The organism is Pandoraea sp. ISTKB, from assembly GCF_001721285.1.
Lineage (GTDB): Bacteria > Pseudomonadota > Gammaproteobacteria > Burkholderiales > Burkholderiaceae > Pandoraea > Pandoraea capi.
The window spans coordinates 12,187-25,211 of the sequence record NZ_MAOS01000031.1; the positions used below are offsets into that span (position 1 = coordinate 12,187).

Annotated in this window: 11 protein-coding genes; 5 read left to right on the forward strand and 6 right to left on the reverse strand. The window is 63.9% G+C overall.

Annotated elements, in window-relative coordinates; translation table 11 throughout:
* Nucleotides 1-173 precede the first annotated feature (173 nt).
* Nucleotides 174-1,646 carry a PLP-dependent aminotransferase family protein gene (locus tag A9762_RS11240; RefSeq protein WP_069342135.1) on the forward strand — a complete coding sequence of 491 codons (1,473 nt, stop codon included), beginning with the start codon at nt 174-176 and terminating at the stop codon, nt 1,644-1,646.
* A 36-nt stretch (nt 1,647-1,682) separates the two neighbouring features.
* Here A9762_RS11240 and A9762_RS11245 read toward each other — a convergent pair whose 3' ends face one another.
* The 5 genes from A9762_RS11245 to cyoA all read right to left on the reverse strand — a co-directional run bounded on the left by A9762_RS11245 (nt 1,683) and on the right by cyoA (nt 6,731).
* Nucleotides 1,683-2,537 carry an SURF1 family protein gene (locus A9762_RS11245; RefSeq protein WP_305778317.1) on the reverse strand — a complete coding sequence of 285 codons (855 nt, stop codon included), beginning with the start codon at nt 2,535-2,537 and terminating at the stop codon, nt 1,683-1,685.
* A gap of 12 nt (nt 2,538-2,549) precedes the next feature.
* Entirely contained in the window at nt 2,550-2,957 is a 408-nt protein-coding gene (gene cyoD, locus A9762_RS11250; protein ID WP_069342136.1) for a cytochrome o ubiquinol oxidase subunit IV, read from the reverse strand.
* Complete coding sequence (gene cyoC, locus A9762_RS11255) at nt 2,954-3,637, reverse strand: cytochrome o ubiquinol oxidase subunit III (protein WP_069342137.1); 684 nt, start codon at nt 3,635-3,637, stop codon at nt 2,954-2,956. The genes cyoD and cyoC overlap by 4 nt, the downstream gene beginning before the upstream one ends.
* The gene (gene cyoB, locus A9762_RS11260) at nt 3,630-5,621 is read right to left on the reverse strand and encodes a cytochrome o ubiquinol oxidase subunit I (RefSeq protein WP_069342138.1); all 1,992 of its coding nucleotides are present in this window, start codon (nt 5,619-5,621) and stop codon (nt 3,630-3,632) included. Before cyoB ends, cyoC begins: the two co-directional genes overlap by 8 nt.
* Nucleotides 5,622-5,687: 66 nt before the next feature.
* Nucleotides 5,688-6,731 carry a ubiquinol oxidase subunit II gene (gene cyoA / locus A9762_RS11265; protein ID WP_083253837.1) on the reverse strand — a complete coding sequence of 348 codons (1,044 nt, stop codon included), beginning with the start codon at nt 6,729-6,731 and terminating at the stop codon, nt 5,688-5,690.
* Between the two features lie 181 nt (nt 6,732-6,912).
* On the opposite strand from cyoA, the gene A9762_RS11270 reads away from it, so the two are divergent.
* Nucleotides 6,913-8,244 carry an MFS transporter gene (locus A9762_RS11270; RefSeq protein ID WP_069342139.1) on the forward strand — a complete coding sequence of 444 codons (1,332 nt, stop codon included), beginning with the start codon at nt 6,913-6,915 and terminating at the stop codon, nt 8,242-8,244.
* Nucleotides 8,245-8,250: 6 nt separating this feature from the next.
* Here the strand turns inward: A9762_RS11270 and A9762_RS11275 are convergent, their stop codons facing one another.
* Complete coding sequence (locus A9762_RS11275; RefSeq protein WP_069342140.1) at nt 8,251-9,129, reverse strand: LysR substrate-binding domain-containing protein; 879 nt, start codon at nt 9,127-9,129, stop codon at nt 8,251-8,253.
* A 173-nt stretch (nt 9,130-9,302) separates the two neighbouring features.
* Here A9762_RS11275 and A9762_RS11280 point away from each other — a divergent pair, with 173 nt between their 5' ends.
* From A9762_RS11280 to A9762_RS11290, 3 genes are read left to right on the forward strand one after another with little or no spacing between them, the layout of a single operon-like run.
* Complete coding sequence (locus A9762_RS11280; protein ID WP_206093574.1) at nt 9,303-10,328, forward strand: ABC transporter ATP-binding protein; 1,026 nt, start codon at nt 9,303-9,305, stop codon at nt 10,326-10,328.
* On the forward strand, nt 10,325-11,467 hold the full coding sequence (locus tag A9762_RS11285; RefSeq protein ID WP_069342142.1) for an ABC transporter ATP-binding protein: 1,143 nt from the start codon (nt 10,325-10,327) through the stop codon (nt 11,465-11,467). Before A9762_RS11280 ends, A9762_RS11285 begins: the two co-directional genes overlap by 4 nt.
* Nucleotides 11,468-11,510: 43 nt before the next feature.
* Nucleotides 11,511-13,025, forward strand: coding sequence for an ABC transporter substrate-binding protein (locus tag A9762_RS11290; RefSeq protein ID WP_069342143.1), 1,515 nt, complete (start codon nt 11,511-11,513; stop codon nt 13,023-13,025).

Below are 13,025 nucleotides of genomic sequence, written 5' to 3' on the forward strand. Positions count from 1 at the left end.
CGTTGCAACCTGCGGAACGAATGTCATGGCATCAAGGATAAGGCCTAACTTGTATAATTCGAAGCGCCATTTGTCGGGTGTTTGATTGGGCCACTATGAATGAGCCCGGTTGCCGACAAGATGCCTACGTCATCTTTTGTCTCCACCACGCTCGCTCCCGAATCCATCGCCCTATGCGCCGACGTCACGTAAGCCAGTCGCTCGAACTGCCGCTCTCCGACCGTCATGAGAAGGAGACGCGTCAGGCGTGGGTGTATCGCTGTGTGCGCGAGCGCATCGTGTCGGGCGCATTGCGGCGCGGTGACCGTCTGCCGTCCACGCGCACGCTGGCCGAGCGCTGGGGCGTGTCGCGGGGGATCGTCGAACTCGCTTTCGAGCAATTGACGCTCGAAGGCTATGTGGCGAGTCGTGTGGGGGCGGGGACGGAAGTCGTCGCGGACCTGCCGGGCGCGGGGGCGTCCACGGATCGGATGAACCCGTCCGTCGCCCCGCCTGAACCGTTACCCGAAAATGCGGCGTCGCTCGCTTCGAAGACCGGGCGCTCGCCCGATGCCGCGCTGTTCTCGCTACCGGTATGGCGCAAGCACATGAATCGCGCGCTGCGCACGGTGACGCCGGAACTGCTCGCCGACACCGATCCGCGCGGTTACCTGCCGCTGCGCGAGAGCATCGCCCGCTATGTGCGCATGACACGCGGCATTGCTTGCGAGGCCGCCGAGATCGTTGTGACGACGGGTATCCGCCACGCCATCGATCTCGTGACGGAAGTGCTGGCCGACGACGCCACCGCGTTCTATCTCGAAGATCCCGGCTACAAGAATCTGTCGTCGCTGATCCGCGCGCCGTTGCCGCGTTGCGTGAGTGTGCCGGTCGATGACGAGGGCTTCGTCGTGGAAGCGGCGGACCGTGCGGGTGAAGGTCGCTCTGGCATCGCCTACGTCACGCCGGCCCATCAGGCACCGCTCGGCACGACGATGTCGATCAACCGTCGCATGCAGTTGCTGGAGTGGGCTGCCGCACGCAACGTGTGGATCGTCGAGGACGATTACGACAGCGAGTTCAGTTACGGCAGCGCGCCGTTACCCGCACTCAAGGCCATCGACACGCACGGCCGCGTGATCCATTGCAGCAGCTTCAACAAGACGCTGTTTCCATCGCTACGCATCGGGTACCTGTTGGCGCCGCCGGCGTTGCTCGCGCGGATTGCGGGGTTGCGCTCGGCATCGGGCCGAGCGAACAGCCTCATCGAGCAGATGGCGCTGGCGAGCTATATCGACGCCGGGGATTTCGCGCGACACCTGCGAGCGTCGCGCAGCGTTTATCTGCGACGTCGCAATCTGCTGCTCGAAACGTTACGCGCGCGGATGGTCACCCCGTGTCGCGTCACCGGCGAGCACGCGGGTTTTCACTTTGTACTCTGGCTGCCGACGCCGATGGATGAGGCGGCGCTCGTCGCGACGTTGCGCGAACAGGGCGTTTTCGTGGAGGGGCTCAGGGAGTTCACGCGAGCGCAGGCGATGCCACCTGCGCTCGTGCTTGGCTACGCCGCGCTGGAAGAAGCGCGGCTGCCGGAGATTGCGACGCGAATAGCCCTGGCCATCGACATGATGGCGCAGGTGGCGCAGGTGGCGCAGGCGGGCGGATGAATTCGCGTCGAGGTCGAACGAACGTGAGACCGAACTTCAGGCCGAACGCTTGCGCATTTCGAGCCGGATGACGAACCAGCCGGCCACGGCCGACATGATCGCCAGCGCGTACCACGTCAGCAGATAGCTCATGTGGTTGTTCGGGAACTGCACGACGGTCAGACCGCCGACCGGGTAATCGCGGTCCTGAGACTGGGCGCGGCTGGTGACGGCTTCGGCATCGTTGGTGATGGCGTTCGCAATGTCGCTGGCGCCGGGTTTGGCGTCGGCATCGAGGAAATACGGCGCGACGTCGGCCTGCGAGAGTCCGCGCGCGGCGGCAATGGCGCTCACATCGCGCGAATACCAGAGATTCTCCGACGGCACGTTCTTGCGCAGGAAGCCACCGACCGGCTCAGGCATGCGCAGCAGGCCCGTGACCGTGACTTCGCCAGCGGGGGCGGGCGGCACCAATTCCTTCCAGCCCGGCGGCACGAAGCCGCGATTGACGAGTACGTCGCCGCCATCCGTCGTGTGCAACGGTGTGAGCACCCAGTAGCCGCCGCCCAGATCGGTCACGGCTTGCACGAGTGTGTCCTTATCGAACCGGTAGGTGCCGGTGAGCGAGACGTGGCGATATTCGTCGGTTTCCGCGTTCACGGCGGGCCATTGTGCGCGCGTCGGCGCGGCGGATGGCGGCGCATGCACGCGGGAATTCACCCGCTCGATCAGGTCGAGCTTCCAGGCGCGGCGTTGCAACTGCCACGTGCCGAGCGAGGCAAACACGCTCACGAGCACCAGCGTGATGACGCCAAGGATGACCAGCCGGAGGGGGGAGGGTTGGGCGGGGGCGCCGGAAGCGCGCGGGGGACGCTGTGCGTCCCCCGAGTTGTGAAGTCGATCGCTACTCAAGGGAAATGCCGTTCAAGGGAGGTTTTTCGTATCCTGCATCATACCCGGCATCATGTTTTGGTTCAGGTGATACATCACCCAGAGCGAGCCCGAGAGCGTAATGACGACCAGCACGATCGTGAAGATCAGCGAGAGCATGTTCCAGCCGCCCTCGGACTTCGCGTTCATGTGCAGGAAGTAGATCATGTGCACCACGATCTGAATGGCCGCGAGGAAGAGGATCATGATCGCGGTCGTGCTGGATTTCTCGAACACGCCGCCCATCACGAACCAGAACGGAATCGCGGTGAGCACGACCGACAGGATGAAGCCGGTCGCGTAACCGCGCAGGGTGCTGTGCGGTCCTTCGTCGCCATGATCGTGATCATGGTCGTGGTCGTGCCCCTCGGCACCGTGCAGGGTGGAGTCATGGGTGCTCACGGCAGCACTCCCATCAGATAGACGAACGTGAAGACGCCGATCCACACGACGTCGAGAAAGTGCCAGAACATCGACAGACACATCAGACGACGGCGATTCGGCGCGGTGAGGCCGTGCTTGCCGATCTGCACCAGCAGCGTGATCAGCCAGACGATGCCGAACGTGACGTGCAGTCCGTGCGTGCCCACCAGCGTGAAGAACGACGACAGGAACGCGCTGCGCCACGGCCCGGCGCCTTCATGAATCAGGTGCCCGAACTCATACAGTTCCAGCGAGAGAAACGCGGCACCGAGCAGGCCGGTCACGATCAGCCAGGCGGTCACCGCACTCTGGCGGCGCTTTTGCATCTCCAGCATCGCGAAACCGTACGTGATGGAGGAGAGCAGCAGGAACGTGGTGTTCAGCGCGACGAGCGGCAGATCGAACAACTCCGCCCCGGTCGGTCCGCCGGCGTAATTGCGACCGAGCACGCCATACGCCGCGAACAGACAGGCGAAGACGAGACAGTCGCTCATCAGATAGATCCAGAAGCCGAGCAACGTGCCACCCGGCGGGTGGTAGTCGGTCGACATCATGAACTTCAGGCTCGCGTCGCCCGGGGGCGCCGGCGTGTGAGCGGCATGGGCGCCGCCGCCGAGCGGGGCGTCGCCTGCCGGGAAGGGTGCGGTCGTCTCAGACATGCTGGGCGAGCAGTCGCGTGCGCGCTGCCTCCGTGTGTTCGACCTGATCGGCCGGGATGTAGTAGTCGCGGTGATAGTTGAACGTGTGGCCGATCGCCACCGCCAGCAGCGAGACGAATGCCACGATCACCACCAGCCACATGTGCCAGATGAGCCCGAAGCCGCACACCGTCGCCAGACCCGCGAGGATGATGCCCGCGCCGGTGTTCTTCGGCATGTGAATCGGGATGAAGCCATCTTCCGGACGCTTGAAGCCATGCTGCTTCATCTGCCACCACGCGTCGTTGTCATGGATGAGCGGCGTGAAGGCGAAGTTGTAGACCGGCGGCGGCGACGACGTGGACCATTCCAGCGTGCGTCCGCCCCATGGATCGCCCGTGTCGTCGCGCAACTGATCGCGGCGTATGAAGCTCACCACGAGCTGGATGATGAAGCAGCCGATGCCGATGGCGATGAGCAGCGCCCCCACGGCGGCGACCTGGAACCAGATCTGGAGCGACATATCGTCGAAGTGGCTCACGCGGCGCGTCACACCCATCAGGCCCAGCAGGTAGAGCGGCATGAAGGCGACGTAGAAGCCGATGAACCAGAACCAGAACGAGCACTTGCCCCAGAACGGATCGAGCTTGTAGCCGAACGCTTTCGGGAACCAGTAGGTGATGGCAGCGAACACGCCAAACACGACCCCGCCGATGATCACGTTGTGGAAGTGGGCGATCAGGAACAGACCGTTGTGCAGCGAGAAGTCGGCGGGCGGCACGGCGAGCAGCACGCCGGTCATGCCGCCGATCACGAACGTCACCATGAAACCGATCGTCCAGAGCATGGGCACTTCGAAGTGGATCCGACCGCGATACATCGTGAACAGCCAGTTGAATATCTTCGCCCCGGTCGGTATCGAGATGATCATCGTCGTGATCCCGAAGAACGAGTTCACACTGGCGCCCGAGCCCATCGTGAAGAAGTGGTGCAGCCACACGAGGTACGACAGCACCGTAATCACGACCGTGGCGTAGACCATCGACGCGTAACCGAAGAGCCGCTTGCCGGAGAACGTGGCGACGACTTCCGAGAACACGCCGAACACCGGCAGCACGAGAATGTAGACCTCCGGGTGGCCCCAGATCCAGATGAGGTTCACGTACATCATGGCGTTGCCGCCGAGATCGTTCGTAAAGAAGTTGGTGCCGGCGTAGCGATCGAGCGCGAGCAGTGCGAGCACGGCGGTGAGCACCGGGAACGCGGCGACGATCAGCACGTTGGTGCACAGCGAGGTCCACGTGAACACCGGCATGCGCATCATCGTCATGCCCGGTGCACGCATCTTCACGATGGTCACGAGCAGGTTGATCCCGGAGAGCAAGGTGCCCACCCCCGCGATCTGCAACGCCCATATGTAGTAGTCGACGCCCACGTCCGGGCTTTGCAGAATGCCCGAGAGCGGCGGGTAAGCCAGCCAGCCGGTGCGTGCGAATTCGCCGACGAAGAGCGACATCATCACGAGCACCGCGCCGCTCGTCGTCATCCAGAAGCTGAAGTTGTTGAGGAACGGGAAGGCCACGTCGCGCGCACCGATCTGCAACGGCACCACGAAGTTCATGAGCCCGGTGACCAGCGGCATCGCCACGAAGAAGATCATGATCACGCCGTGCGCGGTGAAGATCTGATCGTAGTGGTGTGGCGGCAGATAACCCATGTTGTCGCCGAACGAGACCGCCTGCTGCATGCGCATCATCGCGGCGTCGGCGAAGCCGCGCAGCAACATGATGATGCCCAGAATCACATACATGATGCCGATCTTCTTGTGATCGATACTCGTGAACCACTCTCGCCAGAGATAGCCCCACAGCTTGAAATAGGTGATGGCGCCCACTACCACGATGCCGCCGATCGCCACGCCCGCAAAGGTCGCGAGCAGGATCGGTTCGTGGTACGGGATGGCCTCTAGCGTGAGGCGGCCGAAGATCAGCTTGACGATGTCCATAAGCTCGAACCTGGGATCATTCGCGCGCGAGGCGCATCATTGTCGACGGTTGGGCGCGGTGGTCCATCACTGCGCAAGCGCGGTGCCGGGAACGCGTCTGGCCTCCGACGCGAACTGCACGGTGTTCTGTGCGGTGCACATGGCGTCGGAGAGCAAGGCGTCGGTGCTGCGCGAGCGCGCCCGGCTGGCATGCGAGTGATTGGGCTGATCCATCATGTCCTTCAGACAGGTCTGTCCCGGCTGGACACAACGGTTCAGGATCGCGTCGTAGAGATCGGGCGCGACATCGGCGTAGTACTTCACCGGCACCCATTCGCTCGGTTTCGCGAGCGCCTCGTACTTGTCGCGCGAGAGGTTCTCGCCGCGGGCCTTGACCTGTCGCACCCACGCGTCGAATTCGTCCGCCGTCATGCCGTGGAATTTGAAGCGCATGCCCGAGAAGCCGGCCCCGCTGTAGTTCGCGGAGAAGCCGTCGTATACGCCGGGCTTGTTGATGACCGCATGCAGCTTCGTTTCCATGCCCGGCATGGCGTAGATCTGACCGGCCAGCGCAGGCACGAAGAACGAATTCATCATCGTCGTCGACGTGATCTCGAAGCGAATCGGTCTGTCGACAGGCGCGGCCAGTTCATTGACCGTCGCAATGCCCTGATCGGGGTAGAAGAACAGCCACTTCCAGTCCATCGCCACCACTTGCACGGTGAGCGGCCGGGTGTCGGGCGGTATCTCGCGTTTCGCGTCGATGCGCTCGAGTGGCCGGTACGGATCGAGCTTGTGGGTGCTGACCCAGGTGAGCGCCCCCAGCGCGATGATGATCAGCAGCGGCGCGGCCCAGATCAGCAGTTCGAGCAGCGTCGAGTGATCCCACTCGGGGGTGTAGACGGCGTTCTTGTTCGATGCCCGGTATCGCCAGGCGAACAGCAATGTCAGCACGATCACCGGCACGATGATCAGCAACATCAGAACGGTGGAAATGATGATGATGTCCCGCTGCCTCACCGCGAGATCCCCCGAAGGCGACATCAGAACGGTATTGCAGCCGGACAACAACGCCACGAGGGCGAAGGCGGGGAGCAAAAGTACCCCGCGAGGGAACTTGGGGGAAGTCATGCTGCGATCGATGGAACCGTAGCCTTAGACCGTGACCATCATGGACTGCCCTCCCGCATGCAGCAATTTAGGGTAAACCCTATGGCGGCAACTCGAGATACCTGCGATGCTTTTCTGGCACGAGTGTTTCATCGTCAGCCCGCGCCATCCCGATCCGACCGATCCGTGAGGGGGTCCGATAATGTCAAGCAGTGCTCATCATTCGCCCACGCCGGGCGTACCCGCCGCACCGACGGCGCACGATCACGGGAGCAAGTCCCGCATCGCGCCGGAGGAAATTGCGGTTGGCGTGGTCGTTGGACGCGCCTCCGAGTACTTCGACTTTTTCGTGTTCGGCATTGCTGCCGTGCTCGTCTTTCCACACGTCTTCTTTCCGTTTGCCGACGGGCTGCACGGCCTGCTGTACTCGTTCACGATCTTCTCTTTCGCCTTCATCTCGCGTCCGTTCGGCACGGCGCTGTTCATGAACGTGCAACGCCGCTGGGGACGCAGCGTGAAGCTCACGGCGGCGCTGTTCGTGCTCGGCACGGCCACCGCCGGCATGGCTTTCCTGCCGGGGCACGCGGTGCTCGGCGATCGTGCGATCTGGCTGCTCGCGTTCTTCCGGCTGGTGCAGGGCATCGGCTTCGGCGGGTCGTGGGACGGGTTGCCGTCGTTGCTCGCCATGAACGCACCGCCGCACCGTCGCGGCTGGTATTCGATGATGGGGCAGTTGGGCGCACCGATCGGGTTCATCATCGCAGCGTCGCTGTTCCTGTTCCTGCACTGGAGTCTGGAGCCCGACGACTTCCTCACGTGGGGCTGGCGCTATCCGTTCTATGTCGCCTTCGCCGTGAACGTGGTGGCGCTCTTTGCGCGGCTGCGTCTGGTGGTCACGCATGAATACACGGCCATGCTCGAAGAGGGGCAGCTGGAGCCGATCAGCACGCGCGAGATGGTGCGCTCGCAGGGCTACAACATCTTTCTCGGCGCGTTTGCGGCACTCGCGAGTTACGCGTTATTCCACCTTGTGACGGTCTTTCCGCTGTCGTGGATTTCGCTGCAAAACACGCAGGATCTGAACAGCGTGCTGATCGTGCAGCTATGCGGCGCGGTGATCGCGATCATCTGTACGGTGCTCTCGGGACGCATCGCCGACCGCATCGGACGCCGCACGAGTTTGGGCCTTTTCGCGATCTTTATCGCCATCTTTGCCCTATTTGCACCGTTCCTCATGGGCGGCGGGTCGACACGTCAGGATATCTTCATTCTGGTGGGCTTCGGCCTGCTCGGTCTGTCGTACGGACAGGCGGCCGGCACGGTGACGTCGAACTTCGAGCAGCGCTTCCGCTACACGGGGGCGGCGCTGACGACCGACTTCGCGTGGTTGCTCGGCGCGGCGTTCGCGCCACTCGTGGCGCTCGGGTTGTCGGCCGAATTCGGGCTGATCGCCGTGAGCGGTTATCTGCTCTCCGGCGCGGTGTGCACGCTGCTCGCGCTGCGCATCAACAAGGCGCTGGAGACGCGCGACTGACATCGGTCACACGTCATGCAACATGCCCGCGATGGCGGCGGTGATGTTGTAGGTGCGCGAATCGTGTGCGCGATGAATCATGCCGACGGTGCGCAGCAACGGCGGCTCGGCAATCGGCACGATGCGCAGCGACGGATCGGATTGCCAGTCGCCACGATGCAGCAAGGGCAGCACGGACACGCCGACGTTCTTGCGCACCAGCGCGACGATCGTCTCGATGGAGTTCAGCTCCAGATATTCCGTCACGCTTAGTTTCGCCGCGCGCAGTGCCTGCTCCACCACGAGCCCGGTGCGAACGCGCCGGTCGAAGCGCAGGAACGCGTGCGCATCGAGAACGCGCTGCGGGTCCGGCTCGGTGACCTCGCGGTTCACCACCATCACCATGGGCTCGGTGTAGAGCGGCGTCCACACCAGTCCGTCCTGACCGCTGGCATGCGCGTCGTCCGCGCGGCCGACCACGGCGGCGATATCGACTTCCCCCTGTTCCACGAGATCGGTCAGTTCGTCGGAGCGTGCCGACGTCAGGCGAACGTCGAGCCGGGGATGCGCCGTCTTCAATTCCGCGACTACGAGCGACAGCGCGCCGATGACGGACACCACCGCACCGATGGTCACGGGGCCCTGCATGGCGTCGATGGGTGTGGCGGTCAGTTCGGCGGTCAGCGCGAGAATCTGCTCGACGCGAGGAAACAGATCGCGCCCCTGGCGGGTGAGCGTGATCTGTCGTCCGCGTCGGTCGAATAGTCGCTGGCCCACGGCGTCTTCCAATCCCCGCATCTGGAGACTGACTGCGGCCTGCGTCAGCGCAGCGCGCTCGGCCGCCGCCGCGAACGACCCGGTTTGCGCGACCAGCCGGAACGTTTTCAGCATGCGCAGCGTGAGCATTTCGATGGGTGTCCCAATGTTAAAAATTACTTAAGCATGAAAAAGAAATATTAATATTTCTTTTGCTTCCGTGGGGGACATAATCGTGTCATGCAGATCCCTCATGACCGGCGAGCCAAGGTTTCCCGGGCGAGAGGGCAGAAAGACCGACCCACACAACGCGCCCCATGACCATGCCCGCAGACGCTGGGCCGGTGCTTGATGTCACCGGACTGTCGCTGAAGTTCTCCAAGGCGGCCGACGCGCCGAATCTGATCGACGGCGTTTCGTTCGCCGTGCATCCCGGCAAGACGCTGTGCATCGTCGGCGAGTCGGGGTGCGGCAAGAGCGTCACGTCGCTGGCCCTCATGGGCCTGCTGCCCAGCCCGCCCGCGAACGTTGTCGCCGGGCGCGCCGTCTTCGAAGGCAGGGACCTGCTCGCGCTGGACGAACGCGACTTCGCCGATCTGCGCGGCAATCGTCTGGCGATGATTTTCCAGGAGCCGATGACCTCGCTCAATCCGTCGTTCACCATCGGTCATCAGATCGAGGAGGGCATTCGGCGTCATCGCGGGCTGGACCGGCGCGCAGCACGGGCCGAAGCCCTTGAGATGCTCAAGCTCGTGCGCATTCCTGCGCCGGAGACCCGACTGGACAACTATCCGCACGAGCTGTCCGGCGGCATGCGCCAGCGCGTGATGATCGCCATGGCGCTCGCCAACCGGCCCGCGCTGCTCATTGCGGACGAACCCACCACGGCACTCGACGTCACCATCCAGGCGCAGGTGCTCACGCTCATCCAGACGCTGCAACGCGAGACCGGCACCGCCGTCGTGCTCATCACGCACGATCTGGGCGTGGTCGCTGAAGTGGCGGACGACGTCGCCGTGATGTACGCCGGGCGCATCGTCGAGTACGGCACGGTGGGCGAAATTTTCGATGACCCGCAGCATCCCTACACCATCGGCCTGATGGGGGCGATACCGTCCATCGGCAAGCGAGAGGGCACGCTCGCGACGATTCGTGGCTCGGTGCCGTCGCCGGAGCGCATGCCTGCCGGGTGTCGTTTCGCGCCGCGCTGTCCGTTCGCCGAGGCGCGATGCGTGCGTGAAGCGCCCCCCGAGCGCACGTTGTCGGGCGCGCACCGGGTGGCTTGCTGGCTTGCCCCGGTCGAGGCGCTGACACCGCCGCCGTCCGTTCGTGACGAGGTGGCCGCATGAGCGCCAATCCCACACCGCACACACCCCACACGTCGCCGGTGCCGATTCTCGAAGCACGCGACCTGACGAAGCACTTCGGCGGTCACCGCATCGGCTTCTCGCGCGCGCCCACGGTCTATGCCGTGAACGGCGTGTCTTTCGCCGTGCAGGCGGGCGAGACGTTCGCCATCGTAGGCGAGTCCGGTTGCGGCAAATCGACGCTGGGTCGTCTGCTGCTGCGCCTGCTCGACGCGACGCGCGGTGAAGTTCGCTATCAGGGCGAAGACATCATGACGCTCGGTGCGAACGCGATGCGGCGTTTGCGCCGGGAGCTTCAGATCATCTTTCAGGACCCGTTCGCATCGCTCAATCCGAGCATGACCGTCGGCGGTCTGATCGGCGAGCCGATTGGGCTGCACGGTCTGGCCCAAGGTCGCGCCAAAGATGAGCGCGTGGCCGAGTTGCTGCGAACGGTCGGCCTTCAACCCGATTACGCGCAACGGTTCCCGCATGAGTTTTCCGGCGGTCAGCGTCAACGCATCGGCATCGCGCGGGCACTGGCCGGCGAGCCGCGCGTGATCATCGGCGACGAACCGGTCTCGGCGCTGGACGTCTCCGTGCAGGCGCAGGTCATCAATCTGCTGGAACGACTCAAGCACGACTTCGGCCTCACGCTCATCATGGTCGCGCACGATCTGGCGGTCATCCGTCACATGAGCGACCGTGTGGCCGTGATGTACCTCGGCGAGATCGTCGAACTGGCGAGCGCCGATGCGCTCTTCGACAACCCGCTGCACCCCTACACGCAGGCGTTGCTTCAGGCGATTCCGGCGAGCCGCCCGCATCTGCGTCGTGAACGCGCGCCGCTCGGCGGCGAGCTGCCAAGCCCGACCGCACCGCCGCCCGGCTGTCGCTTCCATCCGCGTTGTCCGCATGCGCGTGCCGCGTGTCGCGAGCAGCAACCGATCACCGAAGTGCTGCCCGACGGACGACAGATTGCCTGCCACTTCTGGCAAGAGATTCAGAACGCCGGCGCCAGCCCCGCACGCGCGGCGGCACCGAGCGAAAAGCTGGGCGAGCGTCTGGCGCTGTATCGCGCAAGACAAGCGCAGGGCGACGCCGCCATCACGTCAGCCACGACCGCCACGTCCGGCGCATAACACCACATTCACCACACCATCACACAACCAAGGGATCACACGCATGCGCAACGTTCTGCTCGATCTTGTACTGGCGACGGCTCTGACGACCGGCGCGGCTTCGGTCATGGCGCAATCGACCGCGCCGTCCACCCTGCGCATCGGCTTGCAGGAAGACATCGGCTCGCTCGATCCGGCGCGCAGTTCGCAGGTCGTCGACCGCATGGTGCTTCGCTCGCTGTGCAGCTCGCTTGTGGATATCAGCACCGATCTGAAGTTCGTGCCGATGCTCGCGACCGCATGGAATGTGAGCGCCGACGGCAAGACCTGGACGTTCAAACTGCGCAAGGGCGTGAAGTTCCACGACGACGAGCCGTTCAATGCCGCCGCCGTCAAGGCCAACCTCGACCGCGCACGCACCATGTCGGCGAGCAACCGCAAGAGCGAGTTGTCGTCCATCGATCATGTGGACGTCGTCGACGATTCGACCGTCAACATCGTGCTCAAGACGCCGGACTCGGCGCTGCTCGCCACGCTGTCCGATCGCGCGGGCATGATGCTCGCGCCGAACACGCTCAAGGACGATGCCGCCGTGCAGTCGCGTCCGGTGTGCTCGGGCCCGTACAAGTTCGTGCAGCGCGTGCAGAACGACCGCGTGGTGCTGGAGAAATTCGCGGGCTTCTGGGAGGCCGACAAGTACCCCATCCAGAAGGTCATCTATCTGCCGATTCCGGATACGACGGTGCGTCTGGCGAACGTGCGTTCGGGCTCGCTCGACATGCTGGAGCGTCTCTCGCCGTCGGATGTGAAGTCGGTCAAGCGTGATGCGAACCTCACTTTTATCTCGATGGACGGGCTGGGTTACTACGGTCTGACATTCAACGTTGCGGCCAACGCCAACAAGGCACTGCGCGACAAGCGCGTGCGTCAGGCGTTCGATCTGTCGATCGATCGCGACGCCATCAATCAGGTCATCGGCGGCGGCATCTTCACGCCTGCGAATCAGGCGCTGCCGCATTCGGGCCAGTATTACGACACGTCGATCAAGACCACGAAGCGCGACGTCGCCAAAGCCAAGGCATTGCTGAAGTCGGCCGGTTTCGAGAAGGTAGAGGTGACGCTGAGCTTCGGCAACAGCACCGTCTCGAACCAGATGGCGCAGATGTTGCAGGCGATGCTCGCCGAGTCGGGCATCACGCTGAAGCTGCGTCCGATGGACTATGCGGCGGCGCTCGACGCCGCGCACCGCGGCGACTTCGACGTGCTCTACAACGGCTGGTCGGGCCGCGTGGACCCGGACGGCAACCTGCATCAGTTCGTATCGTGCAAGGGCAACCTGAACTACGGTCAGTACTGCAATGCCGACGTCGACAAGCTGCTGAACGATGCGCGGGTGAAGTCCACGGTCGCCGAGCGTAAGCCGCTGTACGACGCTGCTAACAAGATCCTGTCCGACGAAGACCCGATCCTCTATCTGTACGTGCAGCCGTGGCCGTATGTGCTCACGAAGAAGGTGCAGGGCTTCGTCGCCTATCCGGACGGTCTGATCCGTCTGCGCGGCGTGAGCCTCAAGGGCTAA